Below are 18570 nucleotides of genomic sequence, written 5' to 3'. Positions count from 1 at the left end.
TTTTTACTTAGTTATTATTTAAATCTTTGATAAACTCATTGACCAATGACTTTTGAGTATTATCATCTTCCAGATTTTTTCTTAACAGTTTTTCAGCTATTTGAATAGAGAGTACCGCTACTTCACTTTTAATCTCGCTAAGAGCGGCTTTCTTTTCGTTATTGATGGCATTTTTGGCATCTTCCAGCATTTTAGCACTGATTTTTCCTGCCTCTTCCCTGGCTTCGTCCTTCATCTTGTTAGCCGCTGCCGTGGCATCCTTCAATATTTTGTCTCTTTCCAGCCTTGCCTGGTCCAATAGCTTTTCATTTTCTGCTTTAAGCTCAGCCATTTCCTGCTTGGCTTTTTCCGCGGCGCTCAGGGCATCCTCGATAGAGTCCTCCCTTTCTTTTAATGCGTTTAAAATAGGTTTCCAGGCATATTTTCCCAGAATAAAGACTACTGCCAGAAAGGTGACAGTCTGCCAGAAGATCAACCCAAAACCCGGTGTAATTAATTCCATGTATAAAATTTAGTTTTCAGTATCAATCATTGTAACCTGTAGGTTATACAAACCACAACCTAATGTCGTGGTTTGTATAAAATGCTTCTCAATTTCTATTAAGCAGCTTTTAAAGAGATCAGCAACGCAATTACAGCCCCGAAAAGGGCAATTACCTCAATGAGGGCTGCAATAACCAGCATGGCAGTTTGGATTTTTCCGGAGGCTTCCGGTTGTCTTGCCATAGCTTCCATGGCAGAACCACCGATTTTGCCGATACCGATTCCGGCGCCTATCGCAGCCAGACCAGCACCTAAGGCCGCCCCGGCCCAGGCAATACTGATGTCCAACAATAGTGTACTTAACATGATTTGAAATATTTACAAATTAAACATACAAGGTTTCATACTTAACTTAATGATGCTCCTCCACCGCCATGCCAATATACATCGACGAAAATAGTGTAAAGACATAGGCCTGTATGGTAGCTACCAGAATTTCTATCATATTGATAAAGGTGACTACCAGGGTACTGGCAAATCCAACAATCACACTATGAAAGATAAATGCAAGGGCTATCAGGCTCAGTATTACTATATGGCCTGCGGTGATAGCCACAAACAAACGAAGCATCAGTGAAAATGGTTTTGAAAATATACCAATGATCTCCACAGGGATGATGATCGGTTTTAGTGCTAACGGCACGCCGGGAGGGTTAAAAATATGCCCCCAATAATTTTTATTAGCACTAAACAGCGTGGCTATTAAAGTAAAAACAGCCAATACCATAGTAACTGCTATATTTCCGGTTAAATTAGCTGCCCCGGGCAATAGTCCTAGAATGTTCCCAATCCAGATAAAAAAGAATAAAGTCAAAAGATAAGGTAAATAGCGCTCGTATTTTGGGCCGATATTCGGCTTAACAATTTCATCCCTCACATAAATAATGATGGGTTCAAAGAATGACTGTATTCCTTTGGGAGCCTTGCCTTGATTTTTTTGATAACCTTTAGCTACCGAGAGGAATATGAAGATCATGATTAAAGAGCCCATTAACAGGGCAGCCACATTTTTTGTAATCGAAAAATCATAAAACTCATGGCCATCTTCCGCGACCAGATGCCCATGATCCAGTCTGTAGCCCTCATAACTGCTTTCACCATGATGAAAGTGAGCAGACGAAAATATTTTTAACCCGTTTTCACCGGAATAAATTATCACGGGTAAAGGCAAAGTAACATGTGTATCCCCGATGTCAAAAAAGTGCCATTCATAGGCATCTGTTACGTGATGCATAATCATATCACCCGGGTTGAATTCTTCGCCTGTATCATCGCTTGCAAAAGTAAAACCAAAAGGGGTAAAGCTAAACAGAATTGTTAATAAAATACTGGTTATCAATGCGTTGCGAAGGAAAAAACTTTTCTCTATATTCATATTCAACACTTACTACTTCAAATGAGGCCGCAAGTTACTTAATATGGAATAAATTTCAAACCCTAAGTAAAACAAATAAATTATCAAAAAATTGGTGACGAATACGTCACTGTTTTCGGGGTCATTTCTCAAAAAAATCCAGGCTGAAATAACGCATACAATTAACCTGATTACTACCGCGGCAAGATTGATAATCACCGCACTTTTCGGATCTTTATTTTTGATGGCAAGACTGATCAGAAAATAGGTAAAAAGGAAAGTGGCATAAAAAAAAGCCATCAGGAATTCTATGTCGTGATAAATGATGTGCGGATATAACTGATCAATCAAAAAAACAACCAGTGAAATAGTGAGTGTAAAGAGCGATAATCTCAAATAAGGGGGAGCTGCTTTAGCGGCATTCACTGTTTGGGTAATTTTTTAATAAGGTAGACCATGGAACCAAAAAATGACAGAAAAATAAGTATTATTGTAAACCAGGGATTTTGCGTACCTGCCCAGTCATCCAGCTTCTGACCTGCAAAAAAGCCTAACAGTAATGAAACCAGTAGCTGGAATCCCAGCCCTGAATATTTTGCATAGTTTTTTAACTGATTGGATTTTTTTTTACCTGGTTTTTGGTCAGTATCACTTTTTTCCGAAAAAGACATCAAAGAAATTTCCTCTTTTGACCGGAGTTTCCGCCGATATTTAAGTTTAAGGCAAACAATTCAAAAATGACAAATATTAAATAGATTATGAAATAATTGATGACAAATATTTTCAGGTTGGAAATGTTCATATAAACCGCATATCCAAGGATAATCATAGCAATCAGGAGCCTGATGGTGATGATTAGCAAATAATTGGTTCTAAACTTTTTCGGTGCCTTTTGCAGGGCGAGGTAAGTGAGTCCCGTGGTTGACAGTGACAGGAAGAAAAGGAAAAAAAATATTTCCCAGATATGCCTGTGCAGATAGTAATGAAAGGGAGAAATCCGAATGATACCAATCAACAGGGCGACAATACACGCATAAAAGGATAGTTGCCCTAAAGGTTTGGATTCTAAATTCAAATTATTTGCTCACTATAGAATTTTATCAAAATGGAAAGTTTCAGATTCGTCTTATAAACGCTTATTGAAATTTAAACGGTTCGGGCTTTTTCAGGTTCCTTAAATGATGGTTTAATATTGACTTCCCGCTGTTCGGGTTCCCGGCGGAAACTTTGTCCGTTTTCCATTTTACAACTGCCGTTAAACTGTGAGCCTGATTCGACAATCAGCTTGTTGGTAATTACGTCTCCCTGAATTACAGAGGTGTGCTTTAAAATCAGATTGTCTGCCACATTGACTTGTCCTGTAACAGATCCTTCGATTTCAGCATTTTGCGCCTTGATATTACCTATCACTACCGAAGATTTTCCTAAAACTATTTTCGACTTTGTTTTGATATTTCCCTCGACCTTTCCCTCTATTCTCAGGTTGCCGTGTGTTTCTATGTCACCATAAAGCACGGTTCCCTTTCCGATGGTGTTGCTGGAGCTTATGATCTCCGCTTCGACTTTTTTTTCTTCTTTGTTACTAAACATATTATTGTTTTTAGAATGAGACGAAATCTTCCGGATTAACGGGGTTCCCGTTGTACCATATTTCAAAATGCAAATGAGGGGCCGAACTAAGGTTTCCGGTATTTCCCATGATAGATATTATTTCACCTGCTGTAACAAAATTACCAACTTTTTTCAATAATGCCGAATTATGTTTATAGATCGAAATAAGATTGCTGCTATGTTGTATGGCAATCACATAGCCATCGTCTAAGTTATTATCTGCTAATATGACTGTCCCGTCTGCAATCGCCTTCACCGGTTCATTTTTTTTGGCGACAATGTCCGTACCAAAATGATCTTCTTTGGCGTTGTATGGAGATGAAATGACCCCGCCTTCAACAGGATGAAAAAAGAACATCTCCTGCAATTCAATATCGCGGGTAGTACTGGTGCCAATCAAATCGAGTCCCGAGGCCTCAAATTCCTTTCGGAACTGAGAATCTGCCGGGGCTATCTGACTCAGATCAATTTCTTTATTTAAATCGTTAAACGATATATCACCTTTTGAACTGTCCCTTTGAATGACCGGTACCACCGTCTCACCTCTTACCATACGTTGTATGTTTTGGATCAACAATTCTTTTTTGTCAACCTGATCGGACAATGAGTCTACTTTTTGAGACAACAAGAATAGTTTTTTGTTCATCTCCATTTCTGTGTGCCTTGGATCGAGCCATTGCGATAAAACGGTACTTACCAGGTACAAACCGATAATCATAAAAATTATAAAAACAGAAAAAATAAAAACTATTACCTTAGCGTATGTAAAGCTGAAAGTAGATTTCTCTGCGAAGTTTTCTTCGTTTCGTATGATTAGCAAATATCTGTTAGACAGCCAGTTAGATAATGTTTTTTTGGGAGCCAAGATCGCAGTATTGTTGATTAGAGGGCAAAAATATATAATAATTTAGCGATTAGATTAAAAATTATCGTATTATTTTGCAATTTTTGACGTTTGAAAAGAGTAAAAAAGTTAATTAGCTTGGATCGCTCAAATCATCATTTATTTATATTGGTGCTGGGGTTAATAGTGATAGTTGCCGGATGTTCAGCAGAAAAAAATAATGCCATAAGCAAAACCTATCATAATGTTACTGCCCGTTTTAACCCTTACTTTATTGCCAACGAACATCTTAAAAAGGTTGAAGCAACGCTTAAAGAGCAGCATCAGAACAATTATAATAAGGTACTGAAAATTTATCCTGTTATTGATTCGGCTACCATCGAAGGGTTAAAACCCCAATTGGAAGATGCCATCAAAAAAAGTTCCAAAGCCATTGATTGGCATAAAAACAGCAACATGGTAGAGCCCAGCTACATACTTTTAGGCAGGAGTCTCTATTATCTGGGGGAATTTGAAAAGTCTGTTACTGCCTACAAGATTGTCAACAAAAATACCGCTAAAGCAAAGGATCAAAAATCCCGGGATGTACGGCACGAGGCCCTCATTCACCTGATACGCACCTACATCGACTACAATGAGGACGATAATGCGATCGCTGTATCGGACTTTTTGCGGAAAGAGCGATTGAGTAAGAAAAACAAAAAAAAGCTTTACCTGAACAGGGCTTACCTGCACCAGAAGAGAAATGATCTGGACAGCCTTGTGAGTAATTTGGTCAAGGCTGCACCATTAATGAAAAAATCGGAGGGGCGGGCTAAAATATACTTTATTATCGGGCAGGTGTATCAGTCTCTTGGTTTTGATGCGCAAGCCTATGATTATTATACAAGATGTATTAAAAGTAGTCCCGATTACGAATTATTTTTCTATGCAGGGTTAAAACGGGCACAGGTTTTCGAATTGTCGAAAACGACAGACCTCAAAAAGATCAGGAAGTTTTATCAAAAACTTCTTAAAGACTCGAAAAACAAGGAATTTGAAGATAAAATATATTACGATATGGCAGAATTTGAGATAAAACGGGAAAATCTCGATCAGGCCATAGCATATTACAAGGCTTCAGTAGCCGCCAGCGTCAGCAACAACCGGCAAAAGGGTTATTCATACTGGCGGTTAGGCCAGATTAATTATGAAAGGTTGAAAAATTTTGAACTGGCAAAATTGTATTACGATAGTACGGTTCAGGTAATGCCCAAAGATGAGGAAAGTTATAAATCAATTGAGGAAAGGCAAAAAGTGCTGGAGGACTTTGTGAAGCAACTCAATACCATTCAGATGCAGGATAGCCTCCTGGCCCTGGCAGCTATGGATTCCCTTTCTTTAAGTGGCTACCTCGATGAGATAATCCTGGAAGAGGAGCAGCAGGAGGTACTCAGAAAGGCTGAAGAAGAAGCTAAAAAAAAACGCAATAGTTCCCGGAGTTTTGGTGCGGATTTCGGGCAAAGAAACAATGCTTTTACCAGAGGCGACAATGAAGAAGGGGATAGCGGGAGTTGGTATTTTTACAATAATTCGGCCCGTAGCATAGGCCAGAACGAGTTCCGCAGAAGGTGGGGAACGAGGACGCTCGAAGATAACTGGCGAAGGGTCAATAAGGAGACAATACTGGAGGCATCGCGAGACCCTTTGGCCCGGGGTGAGGTTGCCGGTTCGGAAGAACAACCCGAGGAGGTCGACCAGGCTGCCGCACGGGCAGCAAGAAAAAATGAGCTGTATGGCACTATTCCATTTTCCGAAGTGGCACAGGCCAGGGCTAATCAAATGCTTGAGGAAGCCTTTTATAACCTGGGTAATATTTACAATTTTAATTTGCTGGAAAAAATAAATGCCCTGCATACATTTGATACACTTTTAACGAGGTATCCGGCCTCTGACTATAAACCGGAAGTGTTATATCAGATGTATCTCATTAACAAAGGCATAGAAGGTGGTAATTTTGAGGAATATAAAACCAGAATTCTGGAGGAGTTCCCCAATTCCATATATGCCAGAATACTGATTAACCCTAACTATCAGGAAGAAAGCAAGCAGGCCAGCGAAAGATTGAAAAAAGTGTATCAGGAGGCTTACAGATACTACGAAAAGGGTGAGTATGACACGACTACTCAAATTATTAACAGTGCCCTGGCAGGTATTGAGGAAAATGATTTTACCGATAATTTAAGGTTTCTGGAAATTCTGGTTATCGGAAAAACAGATGGCGTTTACAGGTATCAATCTGCCCTGTCGCAGTTTCCGAAAAAATACCCGGAAAGTGATTTAAACCAATATGCGGAAGAATTGCTGGCGTCTTCACGCAGTTTGTTGAAAGAAGTGCAAACCTCCAAAGCTGTCAAGTTCATTCAGGATTTTGATCAAAACCATTCCTTTGTGCTGGTATATAATTTTGAAGCTTATGGTGAAGATGAACTGCCTTCCAGGGTTGAAAATTTTATCAAGGAGCATTTTCCGGAACAGAACCTGAAATTTGCCCAGTTAATATTGACAGGCTCCCAATCAATGATTGTAGTAAATCAATTTAATACCCGGTCTGAGGCTTTAACGTTTTTTAACTTATTTAACAGTGAGAATACGCCACTCCAAGGTTTAAATACACTGGATTTTAGTAATTTTGTGATTACAAAAGATAATTTCGACATCTTCTATCAAACCAAAGATATCGATAACTATTTATCGTTTTTTGAAAAACATTACAACTAGATAATGGCAGAAAAGAAGAAAAAGTCAAAAAAAACCACCTCAAAAAACATCTACCGGAAAATTATCAAAGGGCTTTGGATTGCATTTGCCATAGGCCTGTTGATGGTGCCGGTTTATGTATTTACCGTTAAAATCAACCTGTTCAATCTATACGGCGGCATGCCTAGCCTGAAAGAACTGGATAATCCTGAGGATGAACTATCTTCAGAACTATATTCTGCTGACGGCATTTTGCTGGGTAAGTATTTCAGGCCGAACAGCAACCGTACCCCGGTCGATTATAAAGATCTTTCCGAGGCTATGAAAGAATCCTTGCTGGCAGCCGAAGATATCCGGTTCCATGATCATTCGGGAATCGACCTGAAATCAGTTCTCCGGGCGGCCAGTGGTGTTTTGACCTTCCGAAGGCTGGGAGGGGGCAGTACTTTGTCGCAACAGTTGGCTAAGAATTTATTCGATACCAGGGGCACCGAAGATCCCGATAAATATAAGGGCATACTGACCTCCAATGACCGCAGTAAACTGTCTCTGGGTATCATCAAAACCAAAGAGTGGATATTATCGGTGATCCTGGAATCCAAATATACCAAGGAAGAAATTATGGCCATGTACCTGAATACCATTCCTTTTGGCAATAATGCCTTCGGTATCAAAGTGGCGGCTAAAACTTATTTTAACACTACCCCGGACAGCCTTACCATCCCGCAGGCAGCGATTCTGGTAGGTCTTGCCAATGCCCCATCGAGGTTTAATCCAAGGAGACATCCGGAACGGGCCAGGGAAAAAAGGAACCGGATCATCAGGCAAATGGAAAAATACGAGTTCATCACCAAAGAAGAATCCGACTCACTGCAGGACTCTGAACTGGTGCTGGATTTCAACGTAGATAACCAAAACGTAGGGCCTGCCCCCTATTTTAGGAAGGTAGCAGGGAATTTTTTGCGAAGATGGGCCCGGGAAAACAATCAGGATCTCTACGAAGGGGGATTGAAGATATACACTACGATCGACAGTAAGATGCAGGTATATGCAGAGGAAGCTGTCAATGAGCATATGAGCCAGTTGCAGGCGCATTTCAACAAGCACTGGGAAGGTCGCAACCCGTGGATTGATGAGAACTGGCAGGAAATCAAGGGATTTATCGAATCCCAGTCAATACTTACCGAACATTACAAAAAGCTGGTGGCACAATATGGAAAAAATGCAGATTCGGTCGATATCATGATGAATTTAAAAAGGCCCATGAAAGTATTTTCCTGGAAAGGGGAAATCGATACGTTGATGAGCCCTATGGATTCGTTAAAATACTACAAGCGATTTTTGAATACCGGATTCATGGCGATGGATCCACATTCAGGGCAAATAAAAGCATGGGTAGGTGGCATCAGTCATAAATACTTTAAATTGGATCATGTCAAGCAAAGCTACCGACAGCCGGGCTCTACCTTTAAACCTTTTGTTTATGCAACAGCGATAGAATATGGTTATTCACCTTGTATGGAAGTGCCTAATGTGCCTGTTACCTTTTCTGCGCCCGGGCAGATTCCGCCCACTTATACACCCAAGAACTCGACCCATGAATATGATGGACAAATCATGACAATCCGTGAGGCGATGGCGCGTTCTATTAATCAAATCACCGCTTTTCTTATGAAAAGGCTCAAACCAGAAAATGTAGCATCCAAAGCCAAAGCGATGGGAATACAAAGCCCACTCGATCCGGTACCCGCTTTGTGTCTTGGTGTAAGTCCGGTTTCTGTCTATGAAATGGTGGGTGCCTACAGCACTTTTGCCAATGAAGGCATTTGGACCGAGCCGATTTTTATTACCCGTATTGAAGACAAAAACGGGAATATTTTATACAACCCCACCCCAACTACCGTACAGGCCCTGAGCGAAGAAAATGCCTATGTGATGTTGCATATGTTGATGGGGGCCACGCAGGTGGCAGGCGGTACCGGCTGGGGCCTTGGGCGTGACCTGATTTATGACAATGAAATCGGTGCCAAAACCGGAACGACACAAAATGCTTCGGATGGATGGTTTATGGGCGTGACCAAAGACCTCGTAGCCGGAGCCTGGGTAGGAGGAGATAATCAAAGTATCCATTTCCGTACCTGGGTCGATGGTCAGGGTGCCAGAACAGCCCTGCCTATTTACAAAAAGTTTATGACCAAGGTCTATGCTGACGAAGCGCTGGGTTATGAAAAAGGGCCTTTTGAAAAACCGTTAAAAAGGCTGCCGGTAGAATTGGATTGCAACAAATACAAAGGGTTAAATGTCGATCCTGCTGACAGTTTGAATGTGGGACAGGATACAATAGATGTATTTAAGGAAGAAGATATTTTTTAAAAAGCCTGTATTTTACGGCTTAAGAAACAAGTAAGTACCATTTCATTGTGAAGCCGTTCTTAAGTGCATCCGCTTAAGGTATTGGCTTTTTAATCATTCTGTCAGCTAAATTCTTTGCCGTTTTTGTTAACTTTGCGGAATAGTTTACTTTTCCGCTGTTAAAAAAAGCATAGCATCAACCCCTGTTTATGGAGCTGAATAAAAGGAATAAGGAGTCGTTGGCGAAATTGCCCGATCAACCGGGAATTTATAAGTTTTTTAACGCCGGAAATACGCTCATATATGTTGGGAAGGCCAAGAATATAAAAAAAAGGGTCAGTAGCTATTTTACCAAATCCCAGCTCGACAGGAAGACGGTGCGCATGGTTTCAGAAATTGCTGCGGTTGAGTATGCCATTGTTAACTCTGAGTTCGATGCCTTTTTGTTGGAAAACAACCTCATCAAAACCAATTTACCCAAATACAATATCCGGCTGAAAGATGACAAAACCTTTCCATACCTGTGTGTAGCCAATGAGAGATTTCCCAGAATTTATTCAACCCGCAGAAAGATATCCGGAGCAGGCAAGTATTTTGGGCCCTATGCCAGTGTTAAAGCCATGAAAAGTGTTCTGGGATTAATCAGAAGTCTTTATACCATCCGTACCTGCAGTTTAAATTTATCGGAAGAAAACATACGGAAAGGAAAATACAAGATTTGTCTTGAGTATCATATCGGCAACTGCAAGGGGCCATGCGAAGGATTGCAGCATGAAGAAGCATATAACCAGGACATCAGCCAGGCCACCCATATTTTAAAGGGGAATCTCGGCCTTGTGAGAAATTATTTTAAAGAGCGAATGCAGGAAGCTGCACAGACAATGGCCTATGAGCGTGCACAATTGATGAAAGACAAACTCGATCTACTGGAGAAATTCCAGGCGAAATCCCTGGTTGTGAACCAAAAGCTGACTGACGTGGATGTCTTCACAATTATCAGCGATGATAAAACCGCCTATGTCAACTACCTGAAAATTATCCATGGCACTATCACAGTAACAGATACAGTGGAAATAAAGAAAAAACTTAATGAAACAGATGAGGATTTACTGGCGATGATCATTATAGACCAGCGACACAAATACAAAAGCACTTCCTCTGAAATTTTTTGTAACCTGCCGTTACAACTACCGCTTGAAGAAGTTACGGTTACCTTGCCTAAAATAGGAGATAAGAAAAAACTCATTGACCTCTCCATTAAAAATATCTTATTCTATAAGAAGGAAAAGCTCAACGAAACCCGGGAAAGTAAAAAACAATCGAACAAGGTATTGGAAATACTCAGGGAAGATTTACAACTGAAAGATATGCCTTTGCACATCGAGTGTTTTGATAACTCGAATATCCAGGGCACCAACCCGGTGGCTTCGATGGTGTGCTTTAAAAATGGCAAGCCCTCCAAGAAAGATTACAGAAAATATCATATAAAAACCGTTGCAGGCCCCGATGATTTTGCCTCTATGTATGAAATAAATCACCGCCGGTATAAAAGACTGCTTGAAGAGAAGGCGCCGTTACCGGACCTGATAGTTATTGACGGTGGTAAAGGGCAATTAAATGCCGCCTGTAACGCCCTGAAGGATCTGGAATTGTATGGGGAAATTCCAATTATTGGCATCGCCAAGCGCCTCGAGGAGATTTACTACCCGGAGGACCCGTATCCTTTGCATATAGATAAAAAATCCCCTTCTTTAGGATTGCTGCAAAAAATCAGGGATGAAGCGCATCGTTTTGCCATCACGTTTCATAGGAATACCCGCAGCAAGAAAAGCCTGGTAAGCGAGTTACAGTCGATCGACGGTGTGGGGGAGAAGACAGTTGACAAACTGTTAACTGTTTTTAAATCAGTAAAAAAGATCAAGGAAGCACCTATGGAGCTCCTGGCCGAGGCGGTTGGAGAGAAGAAGGCGGCTGTGGTTAAAGCTTATTTTCAGACCTCATGAACAGGTCAAAATCCGCGGTTGACAGGTTTGACCAAAAGAACAGGCCTTGAAGATCAGTATCATCATTCCGGCACGAAATGAAGAAAGGTTTATCCAAAAGCTGATCGGTTATCTCAACGGTCTTGAAACCGGTGGCTTTTCAAAGGAAATCATCGTGGTTGACGGAATGAGTACAGACCGAACTGTGCATCTGGCCAAAGATGCCGGAGCCATCGTGTTGCAGCCAAAGCTTAAGGGCAGGTCCACCCAGCTAAACCTGGGTGCCGAGACAGCTACCGGCGATATTTATTACTTTTTGCATGCCGATACCTTTCCCCCGGCAAGCCTCTTTTACGATTTGCAGGAAGCAATACAGGCAAATTTTGAGGCGGGATGTTACCAGCTTTCTTTTGACAGCTCACATTGGTTTTTGAAACTCAATGCCTGGTTTTCCCGGTTTGACCTGAATGCTTTCCGGTATGGTGATCAGAGTTTATTTGTTACTAAAACGGCATTTGAACATATTGCAGGTTACGATCGTGAAATGAAAATCCTGGAAGACAATGAGGTGATTACCCGCCTTAAAAAATACGTCAGTTTTAAACTAATAAACAAAGTGGTGGTAACCTCTTCCAGAAAATACATGGAACATGGGGTTTTCCGTCTGCAATTCAGCTATTACCTGATTTATATGCTATACAAGCTAGGTGGCTCCCAGCATTTCCTTTTGAAGATTTACCGCTTTTTACTCGGTAAACCCTGGACCTTGTTACCGGTTGTTGCTTACTGCTTTGACCATTGTATCGGGACCGGATAGGTTGGATTACTATTTTTTGGATCGGTAAAGTGAGGCCCGCCTCGATAAAAAGATCCCCCCCTTTCACCTGACCCCTGATACCTCCCCCCTGACCCCTACCATTGTTTATTCACTCCTCAGACTATCCACCGGACTTTGAGATGCAGCTCTGAAAGAGCGATAACCCACCGTAACACCGGCAATACATAATGTCGCTGCCAAGGTTAATACAAATATACCGACACCAGGTGTCACCCTTTCAGGCAATTCCATCAACAATGCAATACCTGCCAGGCGCGCCATCGGCGCGGCAATCACAAAGGAGATTAATATCAACACTAGGGATTCTCTGGTAAAAATCTTTAAAATACCGGATACGCTGGCACCCAAAACCTTCCGGATTCCGATTTCTTTGGTGCGTTGTATGGCCATGAAAGAAACCAATCCATATAAACCAAGACAACCAATAAATATGGCCAGCAGGGCGCCCATGCTAAGAAAGGTAAACATGGTATTCAGAAACCCATACCTTCGGTTTAATAATTCATCCATGAATGTATACTTGCAAAGGTAATCAGGAAACACTGATTTCCAGGCTTTTTCAATACCTGCCAGGGTTTCGGGTACATGATCAGTGGCAATGCTTATGGCAGTGCCTGCGAACTTTTCAGATTTATATTGCAAGGTAAACGGATCAATCTTGCTGCGCATTGGTTGGGTATAAAAATCTTTGATAACTCCCCGGATTCTCAGTTCGTGGCCATTTAACCATATAAATCGCACCAATGGCCGCTTCCGGACTTTCTATTCCTAAAGTTTTTACCAGGGTTTGGTTAACCAACACCTCCGGAGATATTTGTAATTCATCAGGAGAAAAGTTCCGGCCTGCCATTAACTCCATGTTGAAAGTCTGAAGGTATGAGGCATCTCCATAGTTTATCGTCCCCCTATGTTTATTATCTTCTCCACCCTGACCATAAAATTCAACCCTGTCACCTCCGATAGGGGTGTCATAGGCGAATGTATAACTAAGGATCCCAGACACCCGCTGCAATTCATGACCAAATTTGGTATTTTGCAGGTCTTTGTTTTCTGCCTTCTCATTGGCCATTAAATAAGGCAGCAGCACAATCGCTTCTGAGTCAAAACCCATCGGGCGTTCTTTGAAATGATTAATTTGATTGATCATAATGATTGTTACCAGAATAAGTATTTGAGCCCCGATAAACTGCATCAATACAAGCCCCCTTCTTAATGATAAACCTTTTGATCTCCCAGCATTTTTTTGTGACTTTAACGCCCACACAGGCCGGTAGCCTGATAAAATGAAGGCAGGATAAAAACCGGCCAGGAGCGTAATGAATAACAGAATTCCAGCAATAAACAACAGTATCGATGGTTCTTGCAAAAAGTTAAACTGTAGAAAATCACCGTCAAAGTGGGCATTTAGTTTTAACATTCCCACCTTTGCCAGGGCCAATCCGGTTATCACAGCCATCAGGGTGATTAAGAAAGCCTCACTCATATGTTGTAAAATCAATTGAAAGCGATTGCTACCCAGCGTTTTTCTAATCCCCACTTCTTTGGCCCTGTTGAAAGACTGGGCCGTGGCCAGATTAACAAAGTTAATACAGGCGATGAGCGCAATCATGCTGGCAACGATTGCCAGGATTATCATTAGTGGTACCGGAAAATCATAGGTAAAGTTATTGTACTCGCCATTCCGGTCGTGATTGTCATTTAGTGCCATTAAAAAGAACTGTGTGTCCCTGGCGAAATCCTTTCCCAAATATTTGGCAATTATTTTATCAAATTGAGCATATATCCGGTCAGGTTGTGTATCTTCATTAACTACAACGTAGGTGGCCCCTGCTGTTACCGTTTTCCAGTTATCAATACTCTCCGGTAAAAAATCAGCAAGTGTCGGGAAGGAGATCAGGATGCTGTAGGGATGATCCGTATTTGTCGGAGGTGCTGCTACAATGCCCGTTACGGTGAGGGTTACCTTGTTTTCCAGCAGGAATGTATTCCCCAGGGCTTTGTCCATGCCACCAAGAAATTTCTTAGCAAATACATCTGTGACCACCACCGTATTAGGTGCGGTTAATGCCTGCGCCTGGTTACCAGCAATCCATTTAACATCAAAGACATCAAAGTATTCCTGATCGGCAAAGAAGGCATATTTATCCTCGTAAACATCATTTTCTTTGTTGATCTGGTACCTCCACAGGCAGTGCACGCCGGTGACAGCCTCCAGCCCCGTCACTTCCTCACGGATTGCGGCGGCTAAAGGAGAAAAATTAAAGCCATTGAAATGCCGCCCATCGGGATGTTTTTGATTGAGGTTTACCCTGTATATGCGATCAGCTTTACTGTGATAGTCGTCAAAAGAGGTTTCATATCTGGCAATCACAAAAATTACTATACAACTGGCAATGCCCAGAGACAATCCTGATACATTTATGACGGTATATGTCTTATTCTTTTTTAAATTCCGGATGCTTGAAATAAAGAAGCTTTGTAACATGGCAGTAGTATTTATGGTGAAATGAGGATAAAAATTCAGTTTTTTGGCTTTTCTGAAGGTCACTGGATTACAAAAGCGGATTACTTCCAGGATGTAGTGTATTTTTGCAGCGCTTATTCCTTTTTCTTTGAGCTGGCGGTAAAAGCTTTCAATCAGGTCTCCTTCTATTTCTTCCAGGAGTACATTGGGGCAATACCATCGTAAAAACCTGTTAGCCCAATGGGGAGGTTGATGTTTATGCTTGGAAGTCATCTTCAATTATCTTTGTTCTGCAATATCGAAATTTTATGTAGCCGGTTTCTGCGGGATCATTCCCCACAGGCGGTTACGCATCAACCTTACTTCATCCAAAGCTAATTTTCCGGCTGTTGTTATGACATAGATACGTTTACGTCTCCCGCCCCTTGCCTGCGTTGCACCTCCTAACATAGACTTTACAAATCCTTTCTCTTCCAGCCGGTACAAAGCGGTGTGCACCGCCGAAAGTGAAACTGATCGTCCGGTTTGGTTTTCTATGGCCTTAGCCACAGTTACTCCGTATGCATTGTCATACAGTATCCCGGTGATCAATAGCACCAGTTCTTCAAATTCTCCCAGATAAGTGCCTTTCATAATCATTTGCTATTATATGCGTAAATGTAAAACAAATATTTCATGACCACAAAAAATTTTCAAAAAGAGATCTCACGCCCCATGAAAACCGTCTCGATCGTCCCAAATCTTCTTCCAAAACCAACGAAATAACCAAAACTAACATCCTCACATATCCAATACATCACCTTCACCTGACTCATCTGCCCTTTCACCTTCAACACATAAGCCTAAAAAATTAAATATAAATCTAAAAAATTAGTTGTTTATCTAAATATTTAGTTATATCTTTGTTCAAAACAAAAAGATAAACACTTGAAACAGTTAACCAAGGCAGAAGAAGCAGTGATGCAAATTCTGTGGAAAATTCAAAAAGGCTTTTTGGCCGACATCATGAAAGAAATGCCGGATCCCAAACCTGCCAACAGCACGGTTTCCACTTTTATCAAAATACTGGAGAAAAAAGGGTTCATAAGCCACCGTACCTATGGAAAAATTCATGAATATTTTCCACTGGTGAGCAAAGAACAATACACCAAGGATCACCTTAACGGGTTGCTGGAAAAGTATTTCTCCAATTCATACACAAAAATGGTTTCTTTCCTTTCAAAAAGTGAAGACCTGAGTATTCAGGAAATTGAGGAAATCATCACCATGCTACAAAATCAAATGAAAGAAAGAAAAAACAAACATCATGAATGAGTTTAGTCTTTATTTGCTAAAATCTGCTATAGGATTGGCAGTTTTATATACATTTTACTGGGGCTTTCTGAGGCAGGAAACATTTTTTTCATTAAACAGATTTTACTTGCTGGCCTCTATGCTGCTCTCATTTATTTTTCCCTGGCTTAATTGGTCATTTGGGGTGGAGGTTAAAGGATACTTGACAACCGCCTTACTTGCGCCCCTGACGATTGCAGCAAATCCGCCCGAGACAGATCACTCAGCCTTTGGCACTGTTGATATCGTACAAATGATGTATTTTGCCGGTGCCGGATTTTTTCTGGGCAGGTTTCTTTGGCAACTCATGCGTTTTGCCATTCAGTACTTCAAATCCCCAAAGACTTTGTGTAATGGATTCACCGTGATTATCACTAAAACTATCAAATCCCCGGCTTCTTTTTTCGGTATCCTTTTTCTTTCTCAGGAGGATCTGAAGAGTAGACACCTCGACACCATCATTTCCCATGAAAGTTATCACCACTCGCAATTTCACTCGCTGGATATCATATTGGTGGAATTACTTGCTGTTGTTCAATGGTTCAATCCATTTGTCTGGCTATACAAAAATGCTTTACAGGCGCAGCACGAGTATGCGGCCGATAGGAATATGCTGAGACAAGGTGAGGATAAGTTGGCATATCAAAGCCTGCTCTTCGAAAAAAGCGTCGGAATTAAAGTAAATGAATTAATGAGCTATTTTAATAATTCACTTCTCAAAACACGAATGAAAATGATGAATAAGCAACAATCAGAGCTGCGGGCAAGCCTTAAATATCTTTTTGCTGTGCCTTTGTTTGTCCTACTGAGTGTGGGATTGTTTCCGGACCGCCCTGTTTTCGCCCAAGAAAACACAGATGCGGATCATCAAATCGATGAAATGCCCAAGTATCCCGGAGGGGAGCAGGCCATGTATCATTTTATACAAAGAAATATCAAATATCCCAAATCAGCCAGGTTGGATCGGGCAGAAGGTAAGGTTTTTGTGAGTTTTTTAGTAGACAAAACCGGCAAGGTAACCAATATAGAGGCAGGGGAAAGTAACGACTTGCAAAAACTGCTGCAAGAAATTGTTGTGGTTGGTTATCTAGGGGAAAATGCTACCAGTGCTGATAATCCTACCGGGAATATGGAACCTATTATTACGGAAGTCAAATATGTAATAAGCCGATTAGCGCAATTCACCCCCGGTAAAAAGGCGGGAAAAAATGTAGCGGTAAGAATGACTATTCCGATCACATTTAAGCTGGATGGAGAATAATTCACTTTCCTCAATAATTCAGAAGGCCCTGTGGAAGCAAAGGTTAGATGTGCCTTGATTTTTACCACTTCGATCACTGTTTTGTCACCTGGAGCCTTTGCCCGGAATCATTTGATCCGGGTAAACAGCTTTAACATACATGTTTACACCAGCGGTTTAAACAAGAAAGCCAGGGGAGCCATTGATATTTGAGAATGGCTGGGGAATGGATCGGCAATCCCTATGAGCCCATCCTGATGCTGGATTCTTGAAGTATATTGATAATATTTTCCAGGAGAAATATATCATTCAGTAAATCTAATTTTGAACCATCGAATTTGAACCGGTAGATTTACTGCCGGTAGGAAATGGACATCGATGAAGACGTGCTGCAAAAATGCATCGGAGAGATTTTTATGATGACTATATCGACAACAGCCCGGATTTATTGAATTTGTTGATATGACACTTTTCCGGTAACTTCGCTGATTGATGGAAGTAGCTTACTATTCACTGAATAGTATTATTTTTATGCTTAAAATAAAACAACCAGAATGAAAAATGCACTTTTGGTAGTAAGCCTTTTGCTTTTGGTGATCACATCCTGCGATCAACGAAGGGATGAAGGCCATGATGAAGAGCTGCAGGCGCCACTGAAAATCAGGGAGATAATTACCCGTAATTATACTTTTAAGATGGTGGGAGGAGAACCACAAAAAGATAGCGTAAAAGAGTGTTTTTCCTGCAACCAGGGACTTGAATATGATGAGATGGGCAGGGAGGTGGTTCTCAGGTTTTATAAATCGGATTTGGATTCACTGTACGGTTATGAGGTTTACAGATACAATCTTGCCGGCCAAAAGATAGGTGCAGACTATTATGAAAATGACAGTATCGTTACAGCCTATATTTATGAGCTGGATTCTTTGGGAAGAATACAAATTAACCGCGCCATCGATAGGAAAACCGGAGAGATGCTTTACGGCTACAGGTACCGCTATGATGAAGCGGGGAACGCGTTTGAAACCGGCAACCTCAACGCTGATGGAGAGATTTATGAGTATTACCGCTATGCCTATAATGAGTTTGGTGTGGTTACTACCGAAGAAATCGTTGACCTGGAAGGCAACCCTACATTTGAAATACAATACGAATACCGCCCCAAACCCGACAGCAACTGGGTAGACCAAATCAGTTACCACAACGGCAAACTAACCGAAATCCGCTACCGCGAAATTTTGTATTTTAATTGGGCCATCCCGGAAAATTCA

The 18570-nt window shown here is 41.2% G+C and carries 18 protein-coding genes; 7 read left to right on the top strand and 11 right to left on the bottom strand.

Translation table 11 applies throughout. The features are described 5' to 3' along the window. Nucleotides 1-7 precede the first annotated feature (7 nt). The 8 genes from AC04NP_RS18280 to AC04NP_RS18245 form a co-directional block, all read right to left on the bottom strand. Nucleotides 8-502 carry a F0F1 ATP synthase subunit B gene (locus AC04NP_RS18280; protein ID WP_482861372.1) on the bottom strand — a complete coding sequence of 165 codons (495 nt, stop codon included), beginning with the start codon at nucleotides 500-502 and terminating at the stop codon, nucleotides 8-10. Between the two features lie 98 nt (nucleotides 503-600). Then, a complete protein-coding gene (atpE, locus tag AC04NP_RS18275; protein WP_482861371.1) occupies nucleotides 601-849 on the bottom strand; it encodes an ATP synthase F0 subunit C in 249 nt (82 codons plus the stop codon). 46 nt (nucleotides 850-895) lie between these two features. Further along, nucleotides 896-1918, bottom strand: a complete 1023-nt coding sequence (atpB, locus tag AC04NP_RS18270) for a F0F1 ATP synthase subunit A (RefSeq protein ID WP_482861370.1) — start codon at nucleotides 1916-1918, stop codon at nucleotides 896-898. A gap of 12 nt (nucleotides 1919-1930) precedes the next feature. Continuing rightward, entirely contained in the window at nucleotides 1931-2323 is a 393-nt protein-coding gene (locus AC04NP_RS18265; RefSeq protein WP_482861369.1) for a hypothetical protein, read from the bottom strand. Then, nucleotides 2320-2568 (bottom strand): AtpZ/AtpI family protein, encoded by a 249-nt coding sequence (locus AC04NP_RS18260; protein ID WP_482861368.1) that lies wholly within the window; start codon nucleotides 2566-2568, stop codon nucleotides 2320-2322. The genes AC04NP_RS18265 and AC04NP_RS18260 overlap by 4 nt, the downstream gene beginning before the upstream one ends. Further along, entirely contained in the window at nucleotides 2568-2972 is a 405-nt protein-coding gene (locus tag AC04NP_RS18255) for a hypothetical protein (protein WP_482861367.1), read from the bottom strand. Before AC04NP_RS18255 ends, AC04NP_RS18260 begins: the two co-directional genes overlap by 1 nt. A gap of 71 nt (nucleotides 2973-3043) precedes the next feature. Further along, nucleotides 3044-3487 carry a bactofilin family protein gene (locus tag AC04NP_RS18250; RefSeq protein ID WP_482861366.1) on the bottom strand — a complete coding sequence of 148 codons (444 nt, stop codon included), beginning with the start codon at nucleotides 3485-3487 and terminating at the stop codon, nucleotides 3044-3046. 10 nt (nucleotides 3488-3497) lie between these two features. Continuing rightward, nucleotides 3498-4226: a M23 family metallopeptidase gene (locus AC04NP_RS18245; protein WP_482861364.1), complete on the bottom strand. Its 729-nt coding sequence runs from the start codon at nucleotides 4224-4226 to the stop codon at nucleotides 3498-3500. A gap of 237 nt (nucleotides 4227-4463) precedes the next feature. Here AC04NP_RS18245 and porW point away from each other — a divergent pair, with 237 nt between their 5' ends. The 4 genes from porW (at nucleotide 4464) to AC04NP_RS18225 (ending at nucleotide 12242) form a co-directional block, all read left to right on the top strand. Further along, a complete protein-coding gene (gene porW, locus AC04NP_RS18240; protein ID WP_482861362.1) occupies nucleotides 4464-7112 on the top strand; it encodes a type IX secretion system periplasmic lipoprotein PorW/SprE in 2649 nt (882 codons plus the stop codon). A 3-nt stretch (nucleotides 7113-7115) separates the two neighbouring features. Continuing rightward, on the top strand, nucleotides 7116-9464 hold the full coding sequence (locus AC04NP_RS18235; RefSeq protein WP_482861361.1) for a penicillin-binding protein 1A: 2349 nt from the start codon (nucleotides 7116-7118) through the stop codon (nucleotides 9462-9464). Nucleotides 9465-9652: 188 nt separating this feature from the next. After that, nucleotides 9653-11446, top strand: a complete 1794-nt coding sequence (gene uvrC, locus AC04NP_RS18230; RefSeq protein ID WP_482861359.1) for an excinuclease ABC subunit UvrC — start codon at nucleotides 9653-9655, stop codon at nucleotides 11444-11446. Nucleotides 11447-11492: 46 nt separating this feature from the next. Next, entirely contained in the window at nucleotides 11493-12242 is a 750-nt protein-coding gene (locus AC04NP_RS18225; RefSeq protein WP_482861357.1) for a TIGR04283 family arsenosugar biosynthesis glycosyltransferase, read from the top strand. A 105-nt stretch (nucleotides 12243-12347) separates the two neighbouring features. On the opposite strand, the gene AC04NP_RS18220 is transcribed toward AC04NP_RS18225, so the two are convergent. From AC04NP_RS18220 to AC04NP_RS18210, 3 genes are read right to left on the bottom strand one after another with little or no spacing between them, the layout of a single operon-like run. Continuing rightward, nucleotides 12348-12932 carry an ABC transporter permease gene (locus AC04NP_RS18220; protein WP_482861355.1) on the bottom strand — a complete coding sequence of 195 codons (585 nt, stop codon included), beginning with the start codon at nucleotides 12930-12932 and terminating at the stop codon, nucleotides 12348-12350. After that, nucleotides 12916-15000, bottom strand: coding sequence for an ABC transporter permease (locus AC04NP_RS18215; protein WP_482861354.1), 2085 nt, complete (start codon nucleotides 14998-15000; stop codon nucleotides 12916-12918). The genes AC04NP_RS18220 and AC04NP_RS18215 overlap by 17 nt, the downstream gene beginning before the upstream one ends. Nucleotides 15001-15033: 33 nt before the next feature. Continuing rightward, a complete protein-coding gene (locus tag AC04NP_RS18210; protein ID WP_482861352.1) occupies nucleotides 15034-15360 on the bottom strand; it encodes a PadR family transcriptional regulator in 327 nt (108 codons plus the stop codon). 294 nt (nucleotides 15361-15654) lie between these two features. Here AC04NP_RS18210 and AC04NP_RS18205 point away from each other — a divergent pair, with 294 nt between their 5' ends. The 3 genes from AC04NP_RS18205 to AC04NP_RS18195 all read left to right on the top strand — a co-directional run. Beyond that, complete coding sequence (locus tag AC04NP_RS18205) at nucleotides 15655-16041, top strand: BlaI/MecI/CopY family transcriptional regulator (RefSeq protein ID WP_482861350.1); 387 nt, start codon at nucleotides 15655-15657, stop codon at nucleotides 16039-16041. Beyond that, nucleotides 16034-17320, top strand: coding sequence for a M56 family metallopeptidase (locus AC04NP_RS18200; RefSeq protein ID WP_482861348.1), 1287 nt, complete (start codon nucleotides 16034-16036; stop codon nucleotides 17318-17320). Before AC04NP_RS18205 ends, AC04NP_RS18200 begins: the two co-directional genes overlap by 8 nt. Before the next feature lie 533 nt (nucleotides 17321-17853). Continuing rightward, nucleotides 17854-18570 (top strand): hypothetical protein (locus AC04NP_RS18195; RefSeq protein WP_482861346.1); only part of this gene is annotated, 717 nt, incomplete at its 3' end.

It is taken from the genome of Agaribacillus sp. DX54, from assembly GCF_056858335.1.
This window is presented reverse-complemented; position numbering and strand designations above follow the sequence as displayed.